18 protein-coding genes and 2 pseudogenes are annotated in these 19,933 nt (G+C 46.7%); 10 read left to right on the top strand and 10 right to left on the bottom strand.

Translation table 11 applies throughout. The annotated features are described in order from the left end of the window. Positions 1–53: 53 nt before the first annotated feature. The 3 genes from sbcD to hlpB are packed head-to-tail and all read left to right on the top strand — an operon-like array spanning position 54 to position 4,934. Entirely contained in the window at positions 54–1,229 is a 1,176-nt protein-coding gene (sbcD, locus tag RAC86_RS02785) for an exonuclease subunit SbcD (protein WP_072566060.1), read from the top strand. After that, positions 1,226–4,618, top strand: coding sequence for an exonuclease subunit SbcC (sbcC, locus tag RAC86_RS02780; protein ID WP_072566061.1), 3,393 nt, complete (start codon positions 1,226–1,228; stop codon positions 4,616–4,618). The genes sbcD and sbcC overlap by 4 nt, the downstream gene beginning before the upstream one ends. A 13-nt stretch (positions 4,619–4,631) precedes the next feature. Continuing rightward, the gene (hlpB, locus tag RAC86_RS02775) at positions 4,632–4,934 is read left to right on the top strand and encodes an HNH nuclease-like protein HlpB (protein ID WP_014113305.1); all 303 of its coding nucleotides are present in this window, start codon (positions 4,632–4,634) and stop codon (positions 4,932–4,934) included. A gap of 36 nt (positions 4,935–4,970) precedes the next feature. Here the strand turns inward: hlpB and RAC86_RS02770 are convergent, their stop codons facing one another. The 8 genes and pseudogenes from RAC86_RS02770 to RAC86_RS02735 all read right to left on the bottom strand — a co-directional run bounded on the left by RAC86_RS02770 (position 4,971) and on the right by RAC86_RS02735 (position 8,551). Continuing rightward, positions 4,971–5,189, bottom strand: a complete 219-nt coding sequence (locus tag RAC86_RS02770) for a spore germination protein (protein ID WP_010333667.1) — start codon at positions 5,187–5,189, stop codon at positions 4,971–4,973. 31 nt (positions 5,190–5,220) lie between these two features. Further along, positions 5,221–5,622, bottom strand: a complete 402-nt coding sequence (locus RAC86_RS02765; protein ID WP_041520914.1) for a spore germination protein GerPE — start codon at positions 5,620–5,622, stop codon at positions 5,221–5,223. After that, the gene (gene gerPD, locus RAC86_RS02760; protein ID WP_014113307.1) at positions 5,622–5,798 is read right to left on the bottom strand and encodes a spore germination protein GerPD; all 177 of its coding nucleotides are present in this window, start codon (positions 5,796–5,798) and stop codon (positions 5,622–5,624) included. Before gerPD ends, RAC86_RS02765 begins: the two co-directional genes overlap by 1 nt. Next, positions 5,795–6,412 carry a spore germination protein GerPC gene (gene gerPC, locus RAC86_RS02755; protein WP_061188323.1) on the bottom strand — a complete coding sequence of 206 codons (618 nt, stop codon included), beginning with the start codon at positions 6,410–6,412 and terminating at the stop codon, positions 5,795–5,797. Before gerPC ends, gerPD begins: the two co-directional genes overlap by 4 nt. Before the next feature lie 22 nt (positions 6,413–6,434). Further along, positions 6,435–6,668: a spore germination protein GerPB gene (locus RAC86_RS02750; protein WP_003224438.1), complete on the bottom strand. Its 234-nt coding sequence runs from the start codon at positions 6,666–6,668 to the stop codon at positions 6,435–6,437. 13 nt (positions 6,669–6,681) lie between these two features. Continuing rightward, the gene (locus tag RAC86_RS02745) at positions 6,682–6,903 is read right to left on the bottom strand and encodes a spore germination protein (RefSeq protein WP_003239409.1); all 222 of its coding nucleotides are present in this window, start codon (positions 6,901–6,903) and stop codon (positions 6,682–6,684) included. A gap of 422 nt (positions 6,904–7,325) precedes the next feature. Then, positions 7,326–7,485, bottom strand: a pseudogene (locus RAC86_RS02740) (aspartyl-phosphate phosphatase Spo0E family protein). Positions 7,486–7,627: 142 nt separating this feature from the next. Then, positions 7,628–8,551, bottom strand: coding sequence for a CotH kinase family protein (locus RAC86_RS02735; RefSeq protein ID WP_072566062.1), 924 nt, complete (start codon positions 8,549–8,551; stop codon positions 7,628–7,630). Positions 8,552–8,705: 154 nt separating this feature from the next. Between RAC86_RS02735 and RAC86_RS02730 the strand changes: the two genes are divergently transcribed. From RAC86_RS02730 to wprA, 3 genes are all read left to right on the top strand, one after another. Beyond that, a complete protein-coding gene (locus RAC86_RS02730) occupies positions 8,706–9,611 on the top strand; it encodes a fumarylacetoacetate hydrolase family protein (protein ID WP_072566063.1) in 906 nt (301 codons plus the stop codon). A 113-nt stretch (positions 9,612–9,724) separates the two neighbouring features. Continuing rightward, positions 9,725–10,081, top strand: a complete 357-nt coding sequence (locus RAC86_RS02725; RefSeq protein ID WP_014113313.1) for a YisL family protein — start codon at positions 9,725–9,727, stop codon at positions 10,079–10,081. A gap of 166 nt (positions 10,082–10,247) precedes the next feature. Then, positions 10,248–12,932 carry a cell wall-associated protease WprA gene (gene wprA / locus RAC86_RS02720; protein ID WP_072566064.1) on the top strand — a complete coding sequence of 895 codons (2,685 nt, stop codon included), beginning with the start codon at positions 10,248–10,250 and terminating at the stop codon, positions 12,930–12,932. 31 nt (positions 12,933–12,963) lie between these two features. Here wprA and RAC86_RS02715 read toward each other — a convergent pair whose 3' ends face one another. Continuing rightward, positions 12,964–13,521, bottom strand: coding sequence for a DUF2777 domain-containing protein (locus RAC86_RS02715; protein WP_014113315.1), 558 nt, complete (start codon positions 13,519–13,521; stop codon positions 12,964–12,966). A gap of 169 nt (positions 13,522–13,690) precedes the next feature. On the opposite strand from RAC86_RS02715, the gene asnB reads away from it, so the two are divergent. Both asnB and RAC86_RS02705 read left to right on the top strand, forming a co-directional pair. Beyond that, positions 13,691–15,535 (top strand): asparagine synthase (glutamine-hydrolyzing), encoded by a 1,845-nt coding sequence (asnB, locus tag RAC86_RS02710; RefSeq protein WP_072566065.1) that lies wholly within the window; start codon positions 13,691–13,693, stop codon positions 15,533–15,535. Between the two features lie 81 nt (positions 15,536–15,616). Beyond that, positions 15,617–16,446: pseudogene (locus tag RAC86_RS02705) on the top strand (phytoene/squalene synthase family protein). Positions 16,447–16,475: 29 nt separating this feature from the next. Here RAC86_RS02705 and RAC86_RS02700 read toward each other — a convergent pair. Then, positions 16,476–17,846: an MATE family efflux transporter gene (locus RAC86_RS02700; protein ID WP_072566067.1), complete on the bottom strand. Its 1,371-nt coding sequence runs from the start codon at positions 17,844–17,846 to the stop codon at positions 16,476–16,478. Positions 17,847–17,969: 123 nt separating this feature from the next. Between RAC86_RS02700 and RAC86_RS02695 the strand changes: the two genes are divergently transcribed. After that, on the top strand, positions 17,970–18,833 hold the full coding sequence (locus RAC86_RS02695) for an AraC family transcriptional regulator (protein WP_072566068.1): 864 nt from the start codon (positions 17,970–17,972) through the stop codon (positions 18,831–18,833). A 17-nt stretch (positions 18,834–18,850) separates the two neighbouring features. Further along, positions 18,851–19,873 carry a transcriptional regulator DegA gene (gene degA / locus RAC86_RS02690; RefSeq protein ID WP_061188332.1) on the top strand — a complete coding sequence of 341 codons (1,023 nt, stop codon included), beginning with the start codon at positions 18,851–18,853 and terminating at the stop codon, positions 19,871–19,873. Positions 19,874–19,933: the final 60 nt, after the last annotated feature.

Raw genomic sequence — 19,933 nt, 5'->3', positions numbered from 1 at the left:
GGAATTCAGAAGGAGCGGATCTCGTTTTCTATACAAAAGTGAGGTGAAAGCATTTGCGGATTTTACATACGGCTGACTGGCATCTTGGAAAAACGCTAGAAGGAAGAAGCAGGCTGAGTGAACAGGCAGATGTGCTTGATGAATTGAATACGATTGTAAAGGAAGAGCAGATCGATGCCATTGTAATGGCTGGGGACGCGTTTGACACCGTGAACCCGCCGGCTTTAGCCGAGCAGCTGTTTTATGAAAGCTTGTCTGCGCTTAGCGACAGAGGAAAGCGCCCGATTGTTGTCATTGCCGGAAACCATGATAATCCTGACCGTTTGTCCGCCGCTTCACCGCTGACACATGAAAACGGCATTTATTTAATTGGCTATCCGACGACAGAACCGCTGCATATTGAAGTGCCTTCAGCAGGGGAGCTTTTGGCTGTCGGAGCGCTGGCGTACCCATCTGAAGCGCGGTTAAATGAAGTGCTTTCCGATACATTTGATGAAAAGCTGCTCCGTGATCATTATGACGTGAAAATCAGGCAGGCGTTTGAGCATATGACAAGCCGGTTCCGCAAGGATGCAGTAAAGGTTGCCGCCAGCCATATTTATGTGGCAGGCGGCAACCAAACGGATTCAGAGCGGCCGATTGAAGTCGGCGGCGCTTATACGGTGGCTGCTGAAAGCCTGCCGGCGGATGCCGCTTATGTTGCGCTCGGCCATTTGCATCGTCCGCAAACGATCAAGCGGGCGCGGACGCTTGCGCGTTATTCAGGCTCTCCGCTCGCTTACAGCTTTTCTGAAGCGGGCTATGCCAAATCAGTGACGATCATGGACGCAAAACCGGGGGAAGAGGCCTCTTGGCGTGAGGTGTTATTATCAAGCGGCAAGCCACTTGTGAAGTGGAAAGCCGCAAATGGCTTAAGCGAGGTGTACAGCTGGCTGGATGAAGGCAGGGATCAGAATGCTTGGATTGACCTTGAAATCCGTGTCTCGGACCAGCTGTCACTTGAAGAAATTCACAGGCTGCGAAAGGCGCACCCGGGCTTTATCCATATCAGGCCGGTTTTCGAAGAACAGAACAAAGACCGGGAACGGATCGAGGTAAAGCATGTGTCGATCGAAGACCGCTTTAAGAAATTTTATGAAAAACAAACTGGCGGCGCGGTGCCGGATGAAGAAATGGTGAAGCTGTTTTTAGAGCTTGCATCAGGCGTTGAAGAGGAGGATGCGAAATGAAGCCGGTCGCCTTAAGCATTAAGGGGCTCCACAGCTTTAGAGAGGAGCAGACGATAGATTTTGAAGGTCTTTCCGGTGCCGGTGTTTTCGGCATTTTCGGCCCGACAGGAAGCGGTAAATCCTCTATCCTCGACGCAATGACGCTTGCTTTATACGGAAAGGTGGAGCGGGCAGCGAATAATACGCACGGGATTTTAAACCATGCGGAAGATACGCTGTCTGTTTCCTTTACCTTTGCGCTTCAGACAAATCATCAAATCTCTTACAAAGTCGAGCGCGTTTTTAAGAGAACGGATGAAATGAAGGTGAAAACGGCACTTTGCCGCTTCATCGAAATCAGGGACGAGCATACGGTGCTGGCGGATAAAGCCAGCGAAGTCAATAAAAGAGTAGAGGAACTCTTGGGGCTGACAATCGACGACTTTACGAGAGCAGTGGTCCTGCCGCAAGGGAAATTTGCTGAATTTCTGTCTTTAAAAGGGGCGGAGCGCAGGCATATGCTTCAGCGTTTATTTAATTTGGAGCAGTATGGAGACCGGCTTGTGAAAAAGCTGAGACGGCAGGCACAGGAAGCCAATGCGAGAAAAAATGAAATGCTTGCTGAACAGTCCGGTCTCGGTGAGGCGAGTTCAGAAGCGGTTGAGCAGGCGGAAAAGGCTCTCGAACAAGCAGAAGCACGGCTGGAAGCGATGAGAAAGAATCGTGACCAGGCAAAAGCGCGGTTTACGGAGTATCAGGAGATTTGGAATGTCCAAAAGGAAAAAGCCGCTTATGAGGAAGAGAAAAAACGTCTCGAAGAAGAACAGCCGCAAGTAGACAGCATGCAAAAGCGTCTGCTGGAAGCCGAAACAGCCGCCGCTCTGAAACCCTATGCGGACCGGTATGCAGAAGCGATCCAGCATGAGGAAAAAGCTGAAAAGGAACAAACGCTTGCTCAAAAGGATTTAGCAGACCGGACCGCTTTCTTTCATCAAAAACATGAAGAGTATGAAGAGTGGCGCCAGCATAAAAGCGAGAAAGAGCCTGAGCTTTTAACTGAGCAGGAACAGCTTTCCCGTTTGCAGGAGATCGAAATCAAACTGAGTGAGGCCAAGCAAGAGGAAGAGCGCAAAAAAGCTGAACTCCAGCAGAAAGAAGAGGCCCTTCAATCTGTCATGAATGAATTGGAGACTGTAACAGACCGTCTCACACGAGGGCAAAACAGACAGACGGAATTGAAGCAGCAGCTCAAATCCCTGCAGGTGACATCAGATGAGCGAAAAAGCTGCCAGCAGGCCGCAGAAATGGCATTGCGCATCAGACAGACTGAAGAGCAAATCACGAAAGAGAAAAAACGAAGTGACGCATTGAACCTCGTGCTTCAAAAGATGAATGAGGAGAAGAGTACACTCGTTCAAAAGATGGAAGCGGAAAAAAGCAACATCATTCAGGCATATGAGGCTGTACAAACCGTGTACCATATGGTGTGTGAGACAGAACGTTCATTAACACGTATGACTGAGCAGGCTAAAAAGAGACAGCAAACGCTTCACTCGCAGCGTGAAAAAGCAAGAGTGGCCCTGCTCACAAAAGAGTTAGCCGAAAAGCTGACCGCCGGAAAGCCCTGTCCGGTCTGCGGTTCAATCCATCATGATCCGTCTGCCTCAGTACATGAAACATATGAGCTCGACAGCAATCTTGAAGAGAACATCAAACAAACGGATGTGTTATTGACGGAAGCGGCAGCTCTCAGCCAGGAGATTCTTTCAGCCAAAATCACGCTTGAAGAACAGTCTGCGCGCTTTATTGAACAGTGTCCGTTTTTGCAAACGATTCAAGTACCGAACCTTGAAGCGGCAGCTTCTTACGAGAATCAGCCGGTGCATGAGGCGTTCGATACTGCCACAATTGAATGGAAACGAGTCAAACAGGATATTCTTTCTGTTAAAACACGAATGGCACAAATGATCAGCGCCTATCAGGAGTCTTTGAAAAAGGCCGATCAGCTTAATGAAAAAATCGGTTTTGAAAAAAGAGAGGCTGACCGGATTGAAAGCATCATCGCCGAGCTTCAGTCCTCGATGGACAGCCGCCTGAACATGTTTAAAGAAGCGTTTCAGGATCAGTCTGTGAATGAAGCGGAAAAATGGCAGCGAGCCATTGAAGAAAAGGATCGGGCCGCAGAAGAATGCGAAAAACGGATTGAGAAGAGCATCGCGTTTCTTGCTGAGCATGAAGCACAAAAGGAAAAGCTGCGGGAATCGGGACACCAGCTTGAACGGGAAAAGCTGGAGCTTCATTATGCGGCTGAACGCATCAAGAGCTTGATAGCTGATTATGAGCACGAGCTAGGAGATTACGCTAGAGGAGATTCGATCCAAATCAAACTCCGCTCTGTCCAGCAGGATCTAAAGCTGTTAAAGGAAAAAGAGCAATCTCTGTATGAAGAACTGCAAAGCGCCCAAACGATGCTCAATCAGGCGAAAAGCCGCGCTTCAGCAAGCGAGCTCACTCTTAAAGAAGCGAAGGACAGATTTGAAAAAGCGGAAGCTGCTTGGCTTGAGCATGCGAAAAGCACCCGTTTTACCCGGACTGAAGAGGTGGAGCGAAGTCTCATCCCAGCCGATGAACTTGACAAGATGAAAGCGGACATAGATCAGTTTATGGATAAACTGAAGCAAAATGCTGCAAACTTAGAACGAGTTGCAGAGATACTTGCCGGCAGAGCCTTATCAGAGAGCGAATGGAGCGAAACCGTTACGGCATTACAAGAAGCTGAGGACGCATTTGGCGCTGCTATAGAGGAAAAAGGCGCAGCAGCGAAAGCGCTGGCCGTCATTCGCGACCATCATAAACGATTTAACGAAATTGAAGCTGAATTGAAGAAATGGCAGACGCATATCGACAGGCTGGACAAGCTGCAAGCTGTGTTTAAAGGCAATACCTTTGTTGAATTTTTAGCTGAGGAGCAGCTTGAAAGCGTTGCGCGGGACGCATCAGCAAGACTCGGCATGCTGACGAGACAGCGCTATGCCATCGAAGTGGATTCAGAAGGCGGATTCGTGATGCGGGATGACGCGAATGGAGGCGTCAAACGCCCGGTATCTAGCTTATCTGGGGGAGAGACCTTCCTCACCTCGCTTTCTCTGGCTCTTGCGCTGTCTGCGCAGATCCAGCTTCGCGGAGAATACCCGCTCCAGTTCTTTTTCTTAGATGAAGGGTTCGGCACCTTAGATCAAGATCTGCTTGATACGGTTGTGACAGCCTTGGAAAAACTGCAGTCAGACAATCTGTCTGTCGGTGTCATCAGCCATGTGCAGGAACTGCGGGCACGGCTTCCGAAAAAGCTGATCGTCCATCCGGCTGAACCGAGCGGCCGTGGAACACGGGTATCACTTGAGTTGATGTAAGGGAGGAGCGGATATGGCAAAGCGGATTGCCGGAATATGTGAGCTGTGCGGCCGGAGCGATGTCCAGCTGACAGAGCACCATCTCACACCGAAAGAGGAAGGCGGAACGTTTCTGCCGACAGCGATGCTCTGTATTCCTTGCCATAAACAGATTCATGCCTTATATACCAATCAAGAGCTTGCCGTTCGCTTAAACGGAATAGATGAACTCCGAAGCGATCCGCAGCTTGCCCGGTTTGTCAAATGGATCAGAAAACAGCCGTCTGAGAAGCTGATCAAAACAAAGAAATCAAATGAACGAAAAAAGAAAAGATGACTAAAAAGCAGCCCTCTCTTTGCAGAGCGGCTGCTTTTATCCGTTTCCAACCATATCCTGATCGCTGACATCGGGGTCTATATAATTTGTCGCGTTGACTGCGTTGTTTAATAGAAGGAAATCTCCCGTGTTTCCTGCTCCCGAACCGAGCGCAGATTTTGAAGAGCTTTTCGGAGAAAGGTAAAAGGAATCACCAAAGTTTACGACTCCGCCCGATATGGAATTGATAGCTATAGGCCCGACAATTGCTGGCATAAACGACACCCTTTATCGAAGTCTCTGTTTATTATATGCTCTTGTCTGGCGATTGTGAGCGCGGAGACTGAATCTGCCTGATATGTTTGATTCTCGCATCGCCGCGAACAAGCGAGGCCGCCCCCACATGAAAAACAGAAGAGGAGGAGACCCCTTGAATTTTGATGCTGCGAACATGAATAACCGGCACCTCGTGGCAAAATGCGCTTTGTACACCTGTTTCGGGAATCGGCTTCACTGCCTGCTGCTGAAAGATCTGGTATTCCTTTCTGTTAAATGAGCCTTCATTATTGTAAAACGTGGACAGTGAGCGCTGAACAGCAAATACTTTTACACTCATATCGATTTCGTTTGTGTCGCCGACTTGAAACACACTTGCTATTCCAAGGGAGTTAATTTTAAGCAGTCTAATGCGGGATATACGCTTAAGCATTATTCTGACGGCAGCGGAGCAAACGGCCCGATAATAAGAGATTCTGGCGGTGTATCGAAAATAGAAGACAGATAGATGGATTCAGTGTCTCCGATGTGGAAAACAGAGGAGCTGGATACACCATTCATCCGGATATCCCCGACTTCCAGGTTGCGGTTGATGACTGTAAAGATCATGCTTGCTCATCTCCTTTCATTTCGGATGGAATATGTTCCAGGAAATGTTCTACAGCACGGATCACGTCACGCTTCACATGCTCAGCGATATGTTCCGCATATTGTTTAGGCGGTGTATTTTCTTCTTTTTTGATATGGGACATATAATAGTGAATTCGGCTGTCCATTTGTTTTCTGATGTCTTCAATGACATGATGCTTGTTTGTATCGTCAAGCCTGCTGTTATATTGGTTTTCAAGCTGCTCCAAAACATCTGGGATTTCCTCGGTTAAGTACATGTCGACATTCTGGCGGATCTGCTGCATGAGCTGGGCACTCTCTTCCTGCTGCATCATCCCAATTTCAGGTGCTGTTTGGCTGACTTCAAAATTTTGGAGGCTGTTCGGGTCTGTCGGATTTAAGCCGATATTCAAAGTCCCGTCAAGCCTTTCGATTTTCAGCTGATCAAATTTATACTCCACCCGCTCAATGGTAGTGGCCGGCCGCTGTTTCATCGTATTCATTTCAGTTTGAATCTCTTTCAGCTGACGTTCGAGCTGCTGAATATGAAGCGCCTGCTGCTGAACGAAGGAATTCAAGTTTTGCAAGTAAGAGGAAACAGATTGATCATACATGTCTTTCACCTCTTTCATATGATTAACGGCCAGGAGGCTGGAGCGGAACCAATGAACCTGTATCGGGCTCCTGTAATTCGACTGGCTGTCCCTGAGCGGAAACCTCGGGAGCCGCTTCTACATAGCTGCCTGTATTGTACAGGTTAGAAAGCGATTTAATGGACCCGGCGCTTCCGATTTGCAGAATGGAGGAGTTGCTGATTGATTCCAGCCGGAGATAGTTAATTTGAATGGTTTGATTAATATAAAAGTTCATGAAGCACACTCCTTTACGCATTCCCTACGATCGGCTGATCAACTGCATCGTTGTCATACACATTCGTCGCGTTTTTGTAATTCATCACCTTGAGGCTGTCACCGGTATTAAAACTGCCCGCACCGGCAAACGTTCTGACCTCGGCCTGAGGAGAAATCGTAATACAGTCCCCGATGTGAATGACTCCGCTCGTACCAATCGCATTAATTTTAAACGCTCCGACAATGGCCGGCATACGAGCACATCCTTTGTTGAAAAATTGAAAAAAGGCAGGTAAAGTAAAAATAGAATTTGATTTTAATTGGGCTATTCACGATAGCTTATGACAAACGCACATATGTGTGAGAGAAATTTAAAATGGGGCATATCGGCTTTGAATGTAAGCGATCACATTTTTCGGCCGTTATGTTTAAACATTTCAAAAGCGGGTATTGTATCAATTGAGCGGAAATGCGGCGATGGGTGCCGCTATCCGCCTGCGTGATTTTTGTTTCAGTCTCTTTTGGTGTTTTTGCGTGAAGAAATGCTTTTTGGAGTATGTCGTGCTGCGGAATCCGATTTTTGGGCGGGCATATTCTCGCCCCAAGGTATATCCCAGAAGTGCTGAGCAAAAAGCGGAGTTACATGTGGTGTATTCAAATTGTTATAGATAATGATTTACATACGGGAGTTTTCGGGATATCCCCTCTTCTTTAATTCGGGTGTTCAGCAGGCTATCCAGCTTTTGGCTGCATTGAATCGTTTCCTTGGAATTCATGCCGTATTTTTGCGCTGTTTCAATTAGTGTGACTCTCATTTCTTCAATTTTGCTGTTCATTACACTATCTCCAATTCTAGAATTTATTTTGATAAACACGGATATCGTTAGTATAACCCATTTTTACTGAAAAGGTTGCCTTTCGTCAATTTGACTAAAAAAGCGACAATTTTTGCTGCGGCCTTTTTAATGGAAGAAAGGACTATAGTCTTGCTAAGTGTACTTGCAAAAAGTCCTGCCGCTCCTCAATTTCTCTAAGTATGTTTGTCTGCTCCTTTTCGAATTGCAAGGGGCTTTTTTTTATGAAAGGATCATCATAAGCTTTTTGACAAATGTCAAAATGCCATTCGCTGATGAAAGGAGACAATCGTTCAATGGTAAACGACCGGTTCAGCACGTTTTTCATTAACGTGTGATATTGAGACCGGAAGGCGGGAATGGCAAGAAGCCTTGACGAAAGCGTCCGACCTTTTGTCAGCAGAGGGTCTTCGTCAGATCTTCCGCGTGCGGCAAGCGGTCTGGTCTCTATCGGGGAAACGTGAAGCCGGCCGGATTCGTTTAAACAAAATGTGTAATAAAAGCCTTGATTGGTGCAGGCGCTGCCGATCAGCCACAAAAAAAACAGTTTGACATCCAGATACATTTTAATGCGTTCAGCCAATTCGTCATCTTCAGCTGTGCGGATCAGCGTCAGAAATTCGTGTAAGAACGGGGAAGATTCATGTTTAAAAACGGACAGCGGAACCCTCGGATCGGCTGTCTTCATTCGGTAACTTGTTCTATCGGCTAGCTGATGGTTCTTGATGCTCAAATAAATCCCTTCTGGCTCGCCATTGATGGTCAGAAAGCTGTACGAGGCAGCGGGAGCAGGGACGCCGATCTGGTTAAAAAAACAATAAGCGAGCCTGCGACGCATCAGGGACGGATCATCCTGTTCCGCATTCAAAAAAAGTGTGCTTTCACCAAACAGAGACTTTTCCCAGCTGATTTCATAGGATACCTTTTCCGCCTTGTCACGCTGTGTGAGAAGAATGGGAGAAACTGATCGGTTTGTCACCAGAAGCCCTTTGGCAGTACCTTTACGATTCAGCTGCTGCCGATGAAAAAATAAATGTACGCTCTCCATATTCTTTCCTCCTCCTCAAAACGACATTTGTATGATATGTGCAGCAAGCCCGTCCTGAAACGAAATGAAAACGGATATGAGAAAAAGGGATTTCAGCATTCGACAGAGAATACAAGAAGGAGCATTCTGATTTAAAAGATGATGGAGGAATAACATGAAATTTGCGACAGGGGAACTTTACAACCGAATGTTTGTCGGCCTGATCATTGATGATGAGAAAATTATGGACTTGCAAAAGGCTGAAAAAAAACTGTTTGAACTTGAGACGATTCCGGGATCGCTGATTGAATGTATCGCAGAAGGGGATAAATTTGTTGCACATGCAAGGCAGCTGGCCGAGTGGGCAAAGAAACCGAATGATGAGCTGGGATCATTTATGTATTCATTATCTGAGGTGAAGCTTCATGCACCCATTCCTAAGCCGTCAAAAAATATCATCTGCATCGGCAAAAACTACAGGGACCACGCGATTGAAATGGGAAGCGAAGCTGACATTCCGGAGCATCCGATGGTATTTACAAAATCGCCGGTAACGGTTACAGGGCATGGTGATATCGTTAACAGCCATGAAGAGGTCACCTCTCAGCTTGATTATGAAGGAGAGCTTGCTGTCGTCATCGGAAAAAGCGGCACTCGCATTTCAAAAGAAGACGCCTATGACCATATTTTCGGATATACGATTGTGAATGATATCACGGCGCGTGATCTGCAAAAAAAGCATAAGCAGTTTTTTATCGGAAAAAGCCTGGATACGACATGTCCGATGGGACCCGCGCTTGTACATAAATCATCGATTCAGGAGCCTGAGCGCCTCAAGGTTGAAACAAGAGTCAACGGCGAGCTGCGCCAATCCGGTTCGACGAGCGATATGATCTTTTCCATTCCAGAATTAATTGAAACCCTCTCAAAGGGGATGACGCTTGAAGCGGGAGACATCATTGCCACCGGTACGCCGTCTGGAGTCGGAAAGGGATTTAAGCCGCCAAAATTCTTGCGGCCAGGTGACAAAATCGACATTACGATTGACCCGATCGGAACGCTGTCAAACCAAATCGGCTGAATCAAACAGGGGCGGACTCGAACCCGCCCGTTTTTTCTGAGACTCATCTTTGTGGCAGAGGACAAGTTCATGGTACTATAAGTGGGGTAATTTATCTGATAGGGGGAACCTGTATGACACACCTACATATTACGACATGGGTGGTAGCGCTGATTCTGCTTTTCGTCAGCTACTCGCTGTATTCGTCAAGAAGTGCGAAAGGCGCAAAAATCACTCATATGATTCTGCGGTTATTCTATATCCTTATTATTTTGACAGGAGCTGAGCTGTTTGTCCGTTTCGCCAACTGGAACGGAGAATACGCCGGCAAAATGATTCTTGGCATTATCACCATCGGCCTGATGGAAATGCTTCTCATCCGCAAGAAAAAAGAAAAGTCAACCGGAGGCCTATGGATCGGCTTCATCATTGTCCTCGTGCTGACAGTGCTGCTCGGTCTGCATTTGCCAATCGGTTTTCAATTGTTTTAATAGAAAGAGCATGAACCCGGCCCTAAGATGGAGTCGGGTTTTTAGGTATTTCCTCCCTTATATTCCAAATCATTTAAAATAACCTTAAAATTCCCTATAAGCGGTATCTCGTCCTATGAAATTATGATACCTTCAAGAAGATTCATTATTTTACAGGAGGGATATCATGAAACGCAGAAAATTCAGCTCGTTTGTGGCGGCAGTGCTCATTTTTGCACTGATCTTCAGCCTTTTTTCTCCGGGAACCAAAGCGGCAGCGGCTAGAGCGATCGATCAGGCGGCGGCTCTGGAAAACGGCAAAGAACAGACAGGCACCATGAAGGAACCGGAACAGGTGAAATGGTACAAAGTGACTCCGGGAAAAGCGGATATTCAGAAAAACTCACATATGGCCTTGACCGTAAAGAGTGATTCAGTACTGAATGTATCTGTATATCCAAGTATGGAAAAAGCGCTTAAAGATGAAACGTTTGAGATGTACCGTTCTTTTACGGCGGAGGATGGAAAAAGCGAAATCATTTTTCCATACGCGTGGAGCGGCCCTTACTATGTAAAAGTTGAATACCTCGGAGAAGAAGAACCAGAGGACGGCGGAACGGCAGAAGCAGCTGCGGAAGCCAAGTATTCGATTGGGTATAAAGGCACGAATAAGCAGCCGTCAGATTTAGAACAGGAAGAAGCTTGTCCGGTGGAAATGAGTGTCGATCAGAAAAAATCGGGAAAAAGCATCCTAGACAAGCTGAGAGCGATTCGTGATGAGCAGCTGAGCCAAACAGCAGAAGGCAAAGAGCTGACTAGCCTTTACTACAAAGCGGCACCGTTTATCGTGGCAAAGCTCGCACTCAATAAAACTGCGAGAAATGAAATCTATCAAGATCTTGTGACATTAAAGCCGTTGTTTGATGATGTGTCAGAAACCGGTGCGTCTTCTTCATATAAGATAACTGAAAAAGATCAAAAAGCAATCAACCGGCTGTATGATACAGCTTTACAATCAGTCCCGTCTTTCCTTAAAGAGGAGATAAAGAAACAGGCGGAACGATTCAATATCAAGCAGCTGCAAGGCAAAACAGCAGGAGCTATTTTAACAGAAAACAGTATTGCGGCAAAAAGTGAAGTTCAGACAACAAAGGTCATTTTCAAGGTGAAGAACAATAAAAGCCTCTCATCCGTACATAATGAAATGAAGGGCTTTTCTGCAAGTGCGCAATCGAAAAAAGACATTTCCAATGTGAAAAAGGCAAAGAAACTGTTTGACAATCTTTATTCATTTGAGCTTCCGAAAGACGAGAAACAGAACGGCACATATACGGCTAGCGCAAAACGGGTCAAAAGCGCTGCTGCGACATTATCCAAGATGTCTAACGTAGAGTTTGCGGAACCTGTGCAGGAATACAAAAGCCTTTCAAACGATATTCAATACCCTTACCAATGGCCGCTTAAAAACAACGGTGAAAATGGCGGTGTCAAAAATGCCGATGTGAAATACGAGCCTGCCAGCACATTGCTGTCTAAACGCAAGCTGAACGATACATTGATTGCAGTAGTAGACACAGGTGTGGACAGCACGCTTGCCGATTTAAAAGGAAAAGTAAGAACCGATCTCGGGCGTAATTTTGTGGGACGGAATAACAACGCAATGGATGATCAGGGGCATGGGACACACGTCGCAGGCATTATTGCAGCTCAAAGCGATAACGGTTATTCTATGACTGGATTGAATGCCAAAGCGAAAATTATCCCGGTAAAAGTGCTTGATTCCACAGGCTACGGAGATACTGAACAAATTGCCCTCGGCATCAAATATGCTGCTGACAAAGGAGCCAAGGTAATTAATTTAAGTTTGGGCGGAGGCTACAGCCGCGTACTTGAATTTGCTTTGAAATACGCAGCTGACAAAAATGTCTTGATTGCCGCAGCCAGCGGGAATGACGGAGCCAATTCCTTATCTTATCCTGCTTCTTCTAAATATGTGATGTCAGTCGGGGCAACGAACCGCATGGATATGACTGCTGATTTCTCTAACTATGGAAAAGGTCTGGATATCTCTGCTCCAGGGTCTGATATCCCGAGCTTAGTGCCGAACGGAAATGTCACGTACATGAGCGGAACATCTATGGCGACGCCATATGCTGCCGCTGCTGCAGGATTGCTGTTCGCTCAAAACCCTAAGCTGAAAAGAACAGAGGCAGAGGATATTTTGAAAAAGACGGCAGATGATATTTCCTTTGAAAGCGTGGATGGCGAGGAAGAAGAAATGTATGACGATAATGGCGATCCGATTGACATTCCAAAGACGCCTGGAGTAGACTGGCACTCTGGCTACGGGCGGCTGAATGTCATGAAGGCTGTCAGCGCAGTTGATATACAGCTCAAAGTCAACAAGCTTGAAAGCACACAAACAGCCGTCAGAGGAAGCGCGAAGGAAGGCACGCTTATCGAGGTCATGAACGGCAAGAAAAAACTCGGCAGCGCCAAAGCCGGAAAAGACGGTGCGTTCAAGGTCAATATCTCGACTCAAAAACAAGATCAAGTACTGTATGTGAAAGCGACAAAAGGCGATGCAAAAACATCGTATAAAGTTGTCGTCGTCAAAGGGAAACCTTCCGGCACACCGAAAGTAAATGCAGTGAAAACGAAGGATACGGCAGTGAAAGGAAAGGCGAACAGCAAGGCAATGATCAGAGTGAAAAACAAATCAAAGAAAGTCATTGCTTCTGCCAAAGCTGACGCGAAAGGAACGTTCACGGTGAAAATCAAAAAACAAAAAGCCGGAACGGTACTGTACGTCACGGCTGCTGACACAGACAAAAAAGAAAGCAAGGATGTAAAAGTTGTTGTTGAAAAGTAATCTAAAAGCGGTGCTCACTGCACCGCTTTTTTTATTTGCGCCCCCGCTGGACTGCTGAATACATAATGGATCGCTTTCCATTTGAAGCCGTCCATTCGAACCGGTCTCCTGTCCCTTCGCTGCTGTAGTGATGCTGCATCGCGCATTGGGCGGTGTCGTTTGAAAAGTGATAGAAAGAAACACCCTGCTCCTCCGATGAATTCGAAAAGACTCCTTTATTATAAGAAAAGACGCAATCGAATACCGATAAGCCAAAGCTGTGCAAGTGCTGTAAAAATGCGAGAAAGGTTTCGTCATCAAGCGAATCCAAAAGCGCCATAAGCGGCCGCTTGACTGATTTTTCATAGCGGATGCGTTCTCCGCCTGAAAGGGAGATGTTTTCTTCACCGCATGCCAGAATCAATTTATCCTGGAAGCCGGCCTGCTCCCATTTTCCTTTATGATGGATCCAAATTGGGCTGTGATGAAGACTGTCTGCCAGCAGTATATCGCCTTCCCCGTTTTCGATTAAACAGATGCCATCTTCGATAAGGATGGTGCCGTATTCCCATTTTCTTTCCTCTTTATATAATAATTGTTTCCGTTTCATGCATGCTGTCTCCTTTTTCTTCTTTCCTCTCCTTTCTTTCCAATTCAAGCCTGTCCCATACAACTCTTTTGTGGACAAATCAACTATCTGCCTATAGATGCATAAACTTACTAAGGTGCTGAAAGAAACGAAATTGTTACGAAAGAAACGGGATTGGAGCTGATATCACATGTGTGGAATTACGGGTTGGGTCGATTTTAAAAAGCAGCTCGTCCAGGAAAAACAAACGATCAACAGAATGACAGACACTCTTTCCAAACGGGGGCCTGATGATTCTAACGTTTGGGGAGAGCACCATGTTTTATTCGGACATAAAAGGCTTGCGGTTGTGGATATTGAAGGCGGACGCCAGCCGATGGCATGCACTTATAAAGGGGATACGTACACCATTATTTACAATGGTGAGCTGTATAACACGGAGGATCTGCGCAAAGAATTGCGGGCGCGGGGCCATCAGTTCGAGCGGACGTCAGATACCGAGGTGCTGCTGCACAGCTACATTGAATGGCAGGAAGACTGTGTAGACCATCTCAATGGCATATTCGCTTTTGCTGTGTGGGATGAAAAGCGCGATCTGCTGTATGCAGCGAGAGACCGTCTCGGTGTGAAGCCGTTTTTTTACACAAAGCAAGGATCTTCTTTTCTCTTCGGGTCCGAAATAAAAGCGATCCTCGCACACCCTGATATAAAAGCGCAAGTGGACAGAACAGGACTTTCTGAAATTTTCGGGCTTGGACCGTCCAGAACCCCGGGAACTGGCGTATTTAAAGGCATAAAAGAAGTCCGGCCGGCTCACGCGCTGACGTTTTCTAAAAACGGGCTGAATATTTGGCGTTATTGGAATGTTGAAAGCGAAAAACATACGGACAGTTTTGATGACACGGTTGCCAATGTCAGATTGTTGTTTCAGGATGCGGTGACGCGACAGCTTGTGTCGGATGTGCCGGTTTGTACGTTCCTATCAGGCGGACTGGACTCAAGCGCCATTACAGCGATTGCAGCAGGCCATTTTGAAAAGGGAGGAAAAGCACCACTTCATACTTATTCGATTGATTACGAAGAGAACGATAAATTTTTTCAAGCGAGCGCTTTTCAGCCGAATGACGACGGGCCTTGGATTGAAAAAATGACAGAGGCCTTCGGCACAACACATCACAAATGCGTCATCAGCCAAAAGAATCTCGTCGATCATTTGGAGGAAGCCGTGCTGGTCAAAGACTTGCCGGGAATGGCTGATGTCGACTCGTCTCTGCTGTGGTTTTGCCGGGAAATCAAAAAGGACTTTGTCGTCAGCCTGTCGGGAGAGTGCGCGGATGAGATTTTCGGCGGGTACCCGTGGTTCCATATGGCAGACGTTGAGTCGGGCTTCCCATGGATGAGGTCGACAGAAGAGCGGATCAAGCTGCTTTCTGATTCATGGCAGAAAAAATTGAATCTCAAAGAATACGTAAATGCCAAATACGAAGAAACCTTGGCGGAAACGCCATTATTAGACGGAGAAACGGGTGTGGACAAAGCAAGAAGACAGCTGTTCTATTTAAATATGCTTTGGTTTATGACGAACCTTTTGGATCGGAAGGATCGCATGAGCATGGGTGCGAGCCTTGAAGTGCGGGTGCCGTTCGCCGATCACCGGCTCGTGGAATATGTTTGGAATATCCCATGGGAAATGAAAATGCATGACAACCGGGAAAAAGGCATTTTGCGTAAAGCGCTCGAGGGCATTTTGCCTGATGACATTCTGTATCGCAAAAAAAGCCCGTATCCGAAAACACACCATCCGGAATATACAAAAGGCGTCAGCGAATGGCTGAAAACGATCAGAAGCCAAAAGGACTCGGTGCTTCATACTCTGCTGGACAGAAAACAATTGGATCAGCTTTTAGAGACAGAAGGCTCTTCCTTTCAGGTTCCGTGGTTCGGGCAGCTCATGAAGGGGCCTCAGCTGATCGCCCACCTTGCCCAAATTCATACATGGTTTGAAGCGTACCGCATTGATATTGATGAGGGTTAAAGAAAAAGCCGATTCTGTGTAGGGGAATCGGCTTTTTCTTCATATACAATTGGGAAAAAACATAATAGACTTGAAGAAGCAGTGATACATAGGAGTGAAAAGAAATGAAAGAGATAAAAGAAGCCTATCAGCAGTGCGGGCAGATCGTCAGCGCCCGTGAACCAGCCTGTTACAAAGCATTCTCGTTTCTTCCGCTGAAGCAAAGACAGGCTGCTTGGGCGGTCATGGCATTTTGCCATACGGCAGCCAATGCGGATGAGCACGCGTTATCTGCCATTGAAGCTGAGGCGGAACATGTTTTTTCCGGGACATATAACGGGAATCATTTTTTATGGAAGGCTTTCAGCCATGCGTATCAGACCTTTACATTGGACAGCGAGCCATTCCGTGAGTTCATTGCCGCACAGAAAGCGGAAGATACACCGTACGAAAGCCTTGATGAACTGCTTATGCACGCATACCAAACGGGAGGTGCGGCCGGATTGATGCTGCTCCCGGTCATGGCGCGCCGGCATCGAGAACAGCTTACACATGCAGCCGGTTCTCTCGGTTTAGCGATTCAGCTGATTCGGCTTTTGAGAGATATCGGCACTGGCCAACAGCAAAAAAGCCGCATCCCCCGGCAGGTGATGCAGCAATTTGGATATACAGAGGACGACCTTCAGAAGGGTGTCGTGAATAAGGCATTCACAATGACGTGGGAGTATATCGCTTTTGAAGCGGAAGCCTACCTTGAGGAGAGTCAGGATGCCTTGCCGCTATTTCCGCAGTATTCTCAAAAAACGGTGAAAGCCGCTCTTCATTTGTACCGGGCTGTTTTAGAAAAAATCCGGGCGAAGCAGCACGATGTATTTCAACATCAATACGGTCTCACAGAGAACGAAGTGAAGCAGATTCTGTCTGACATCTAAAAAACACCCGGCCTTGTTTGTGCCAGGTGTTACGCCATACCTTTTTGAATCCAGATGCGTGAGCGCCATCTTCTATACATTAAGATTCCCCGGACCCATTCGTCCGCGATAAAGGAAATCCAAATGCCGGCAAGACCGAAACCGAGGTGGATGCCGAATAGATAAGCAAGCGGGAGACCGATGCCCCACATTGAAATCATTGCCATGTAAACCGGGAATTTTGCATCCCCCGCGGCACGCAGGGAGTTAATGATAATGACATTAAACGAGCGGCCCGGTTCAAGGATAATCGTCATGGCAATCAAAAGGCTCGCAGTCGCAATAATGTCAGGGCTTTGTGTAAAGATGCCGATCAGGTCTTTTGAAAAAATGGTCATCAAAACCGATGTAGCCGCAGCAATTCCGAGTGCCCAATATAGGCTCTTCATGCAGCGCTCATACGCGGCATCAAACTGTTTGCCGCCGATATAGCGTCCGATTAAAATTTGCGTGCCCTGGCTGATCGCAGTGCCGAACAGCAAAATAAACATCGTAATATTTTGCGTATACACTTTTGTTGTCAAAGCCTGCGCGCCCATGATGGCGATAAAATACGTGACAATCATTTGCGACAGGTTGTATGAAAGCTGTTCTCCCGCAGAAGGGATGCCGATTTTCAGCAGCTTGCGCAAATGCTCTTTATGCATATGAAAGACTTTTTTCAGCGACATTTTCAGCTGGATGCGTTTGTTGACAATGACAATCATCGCGATTAATCCGATGACACGGGCGATAGATGTAGACATGGCCACACCGGCAACGCCGAGAACAGGAAAACCGAACAGACCGAAAATCACAACAAAGTTTCCGGCAATGTTTAATACGTTCATGCCGATTGTGACAAACATTGTATCCTTTGTGTAGCCGTAGCTTTTTAAGATCGCGCTGAATGTCATGATTAAAGCCTGAATAAAGGACAGACCTCCGACAACTTGTAAAAAGACTTTTGCATCAGGCATCAGGTCACTTGTTAATCCCATCATATGAAGCAGAGGGACAGCCGCGAAAAAGACGATGGCGCTGATGGCAAGGCTGATAAAGAAGTTGGCGCCGATTGACACATAAGCGACTTCCATGGCTTCTTTCTTTTGCCGTGACCCTAAAAATTGTGAAATGATAACGGTCGTTCCTGTGGCGATAAAGCTGAACATCACGATAATTAAATTCAAAATCTGGTTGCTGACGCCGACTGCTGCCACGCTGTTATCTGAGTATTGGCTGAGCATCAGTGTATCGGCATTACCCATAAACATATATAATGAGACCTCAATAAAGATCGGCCAAGTAAGCGAAAATAATGAGAACGTTTTGTCAGCAGCGGGTTTTTTCAAAGCAGTTGATTTGAAGACAGCTTGTTTCATTGTGTCTAACCCCTTTCGTAAATAAAATCAACGTTTTAAAGTGTACCTCCATTTCCTTATAATAAAAAGGGAGAGAAACGATACTTCTTGCAAAAATCCGACTTAAAAAGGAGGATGATCAAAATGCCCCGCATCCTGTTTACAGTACCGCCTTTTCCGGTATTTATCGCAGCTGGAGAAGGGATTTTTAAAAGGGGAGAAACCCATGTGAAACGTGTATTCTCCGTGTTTGATCTGATATACGTCAAACAGGGAACGTTATATATAACGGAAAATGAAACATCATTCTCTGTTGAAGGCGGCGAGTACATCTTGCTTTCCCCCGGTCTTGAACATTACGGGACGAAGGGCAGTGATGAAGCAACCTCCTATTACTGGCTTCACTTCGATGAACATCAATATGAATTTACGGCAAAAGGAGGCAGCAATTGGTCTGAGCTTCAGCAGGAAAAAGGAAGTTTCGAGGAGCCGGCCCGCTACGGACTGGCTTTGCCGAGAAAAGGAAAGGTGCAGCGTCCGCAGTTTATGGCGCAGCAGTTTGAAAGGCTGATCGATTACTCCGCGGAAAACTCCGATTTGCCGCTTAGAAAGCAAATTTTATTTGAGGAGTTGATGTTGCATCTTCAAAAAGAGGCGTTTCAAATTCCGTCTGCGAAAGAGCGGGTTGCCTGGGAGGCGGCCCGGTACTTACAGGAACATTATAAGGAAAAGACGACAATCAAGGATCTCTCGCTCGCCCTTCACTATCATCAGGATTATGTGAGCCGCTGCATGCAGCAGGTGCTAGGCGTTACGCCGGCACAATACACGAACCGGGTGAGAATGACGGAAGCAAAGCGCCTTTTATCCTCTACAAATGATAAAATGGGCGTCATTGCGGAAACGGTCGGAATGGAAGACCCGACATACTTTTCAAAACTCTTTAAGCAGATAGAAGGCATTTCACCAATTGAATACCGGAAAATTGTCAGCCGGAAAGTTCAATAACCAGACGAGGGATGAACATGAAAACAACAATTTACGATGTGGCAAGGGCGGCGGGAGTCTCGATCACAACTGTGTCGCGTGTGATTAACAAGACGGGCAGAATCAGCGAGAAAACGCGGCAGAAGGTGATGAATGTCATGAAGGAAATGGCGTACACGCCCAATGTCCACGCCGCGGCGTTAACAGGAAAACGAACGAATATGATTGCACTTGTGGCGCCTGATATTTCAAATCCGTTTTACGGCGAACTTGCCAAAAGCATTGAGGAAAGGGCGGATGAGCTCGGTTTTCAAATGATGATTTGCAGTACTGATTACAATCCGAAAAAAGAAACAAAATATTTTTCGGTGCTGAAGCAGAAAAAAGTGGACGGGATTATTTTTGCGACTGGGATTGAGAATCATGACAGCATGTCTGCTTTGGAGGAAATCGCCAGCGAACAAATTCCGCTCGCCATGATTTCTCAGGATAAGCCGCTGCTTCCGATGGATATTATCGTGGTGGATGACGTTCGTGGCGGGTACGAGGCTGCCAAGCATCTTCTGTCACTCGGCCATACGAACATCGCTTGCATTGTGGGAGACGGGTCAACGACGGGTGAAAAAAACAGAATCAAAGGCTTCCGTCAGGCGATGGAGGAAGCGGGCGTGCCTGTCGATGAATCGCTTATCGTTCCGACGCGATTTTCTTTGGAAAGCGGTAAGGAAGAAGCGGGAAAATTGTTGGACAGGAACGCTCCAACGGCTATTTTTGCCTTCAACGACGTATTGGCCTGCGCCGCTATACAAGCTGCGAGAATGAGAGGCATAAAAGTGCCGGATGACCTTTCCATCATCGGTTTTGATAACACGATACTTGCAGAAATGGCTGCCCCGCCCCTGACCACCGTGGGCCAGCCGATTAAAGATATGGGGCGGAGTGTCATCGAACTGCTGGCAGAAGCAATCGAAGGAAAACGAAAGACGAAACAAAAAATCGTGCTGCCGCCTGAGCTCGTGGTCAGACATTCTACATCACCCCTCAAACCAAGAGCCCGCTAATAAGCGGGCTCTTTTCATTTTGACAGTTGAAGCTAAAAAACATATTGCGTGTAAACAACA

Source organism: Bacillus sp. LR_5 (assembly GCF_042709275.1).
The sequence above is the reverse complement of the archived record's forward strand: the minus strand, read 5'-3'. Positions and strand labels throughout refer to the sequence as shown.

Excerpts from the sequence above, each read along its gene's own strand:
- sbcC (WP_072566061.1), top strand. The coding sequence starts at position 1,226 with ATGAAGCCGGTCGCCTTAAGCATTAAGGGGCTCCACAGCTTTAGAGAG.
- hlpB (WP_014113305.1), top strand. The coding sequence starts at position 4,632 with ATGGCAAAGCGGATTGCCGGAATATGTGAGCTGTGCGGCCGGAGCGAT.
- RAC86_RS02770 (WP_010333667.1), bottom strand. The coding sequence starts at position 5,189 with ATGCCAGCAATTGTCGGGCCTATAGCTATCAATTCCATATCGGGCGGA.
- RAC86_RS02765 (WP_041520914.1), bottom strand. The coding sequence starts at position 5,622 with ATGCTTAAGCGTATATCCCGCATTAGACTGCTTAAAATTAACTCCCTT.
- gerPD (WP_014113307.1), bottom strand. The coding sequence starts at position 5,798 with ATGATCTTTACAGTCATCAACCGCAACCTGGAAGTCGGGGATATCCGG.
- gerPC (WP_061188323.1), bottom strand. The coding sequence starts at position 6,412 with ATGTATGATCAATCTGTTTCCTCTTACTTGCAAAACTTGAATTCCTTC.
- RAC86_RS02750 (WP_003224438.1), bottom strand. The coding sequence starts at position 6,668 with ATGAACTTTTATATTAATCAAACCATTCAAATTAACTATCTCCGGCTG.
- RAC86_RS02745 (WP_003239409.1), bottom strand. The coding sequence starts at position 6,903 with ATGCCGGCCATTGTCGGAGCGTTTAAAATTAATGCGATTGGTACGAGC.
- RAC86_RS02735 (WP_072566062.1), bottom strand. The coding sequence starts at position 8,551 with ATGGAGAGCGTACATTTATTTTTTCATCGGCAGCAGCTGAATCGTAAA.
- RAC86_RS02730 (WP_072566063.1), top strand. The coding sequence starts at position 8,706 with ATGAAATTTGCGACAGGGGAACTTTACAACCGAATGTTTGTCGGCCTG.
- RAC86_RS02725 (WP_014113313.1), top strand. The coding sequence starts at position 9,725 with ATGACACACCTACATATTACGACATGGGTGGTAGCGCTGATTCTGCTT.
- wprA (WP_072566064.1), top strand. The coding sequence starts at position 10,248 with ATGAAACGCAGAAAATTCAGCTCGTTTGTGGCGGCAGTGCTCATTTTT.
- RAC86_RS02715 (WP_014113315.1), bottom strand. The coding sequence starts at position 13,521 with ATGAAACGGAAACAATTATTATATAAAGAGGAAAGAAAATGGGAATAC.
- asnB (WP_072566065.1), top strand. The coding sequence starts at position 13,691 with ATGTGTGGAATTACGGGTTGGGTCGATTTTAAAAAGCAGCTCGTCCAG.
- RAC86_RS02700 (WP_072566067.1), bottom strand. The coding sequence starts at position 17,846 with ATGAAACAAGCTGTCTTCAAATCAACTGCTTTGAAAAAACCCGCTGCT.
- RAC86_RS02695 (WP_072566068.1), top strand. The coding sequence starts at position 17,970 with ATGCCCCGCATCCTGTTTACAGTACCGCCTTTTCCGGTATTTATCGCA.
- degA (WP_061188332.1), top strand. The coding sequence starts at position 18,851 with ATGAAAACAACAATTTACGATGTGGCAAGGGCGGCGGGAGTCTCGATC.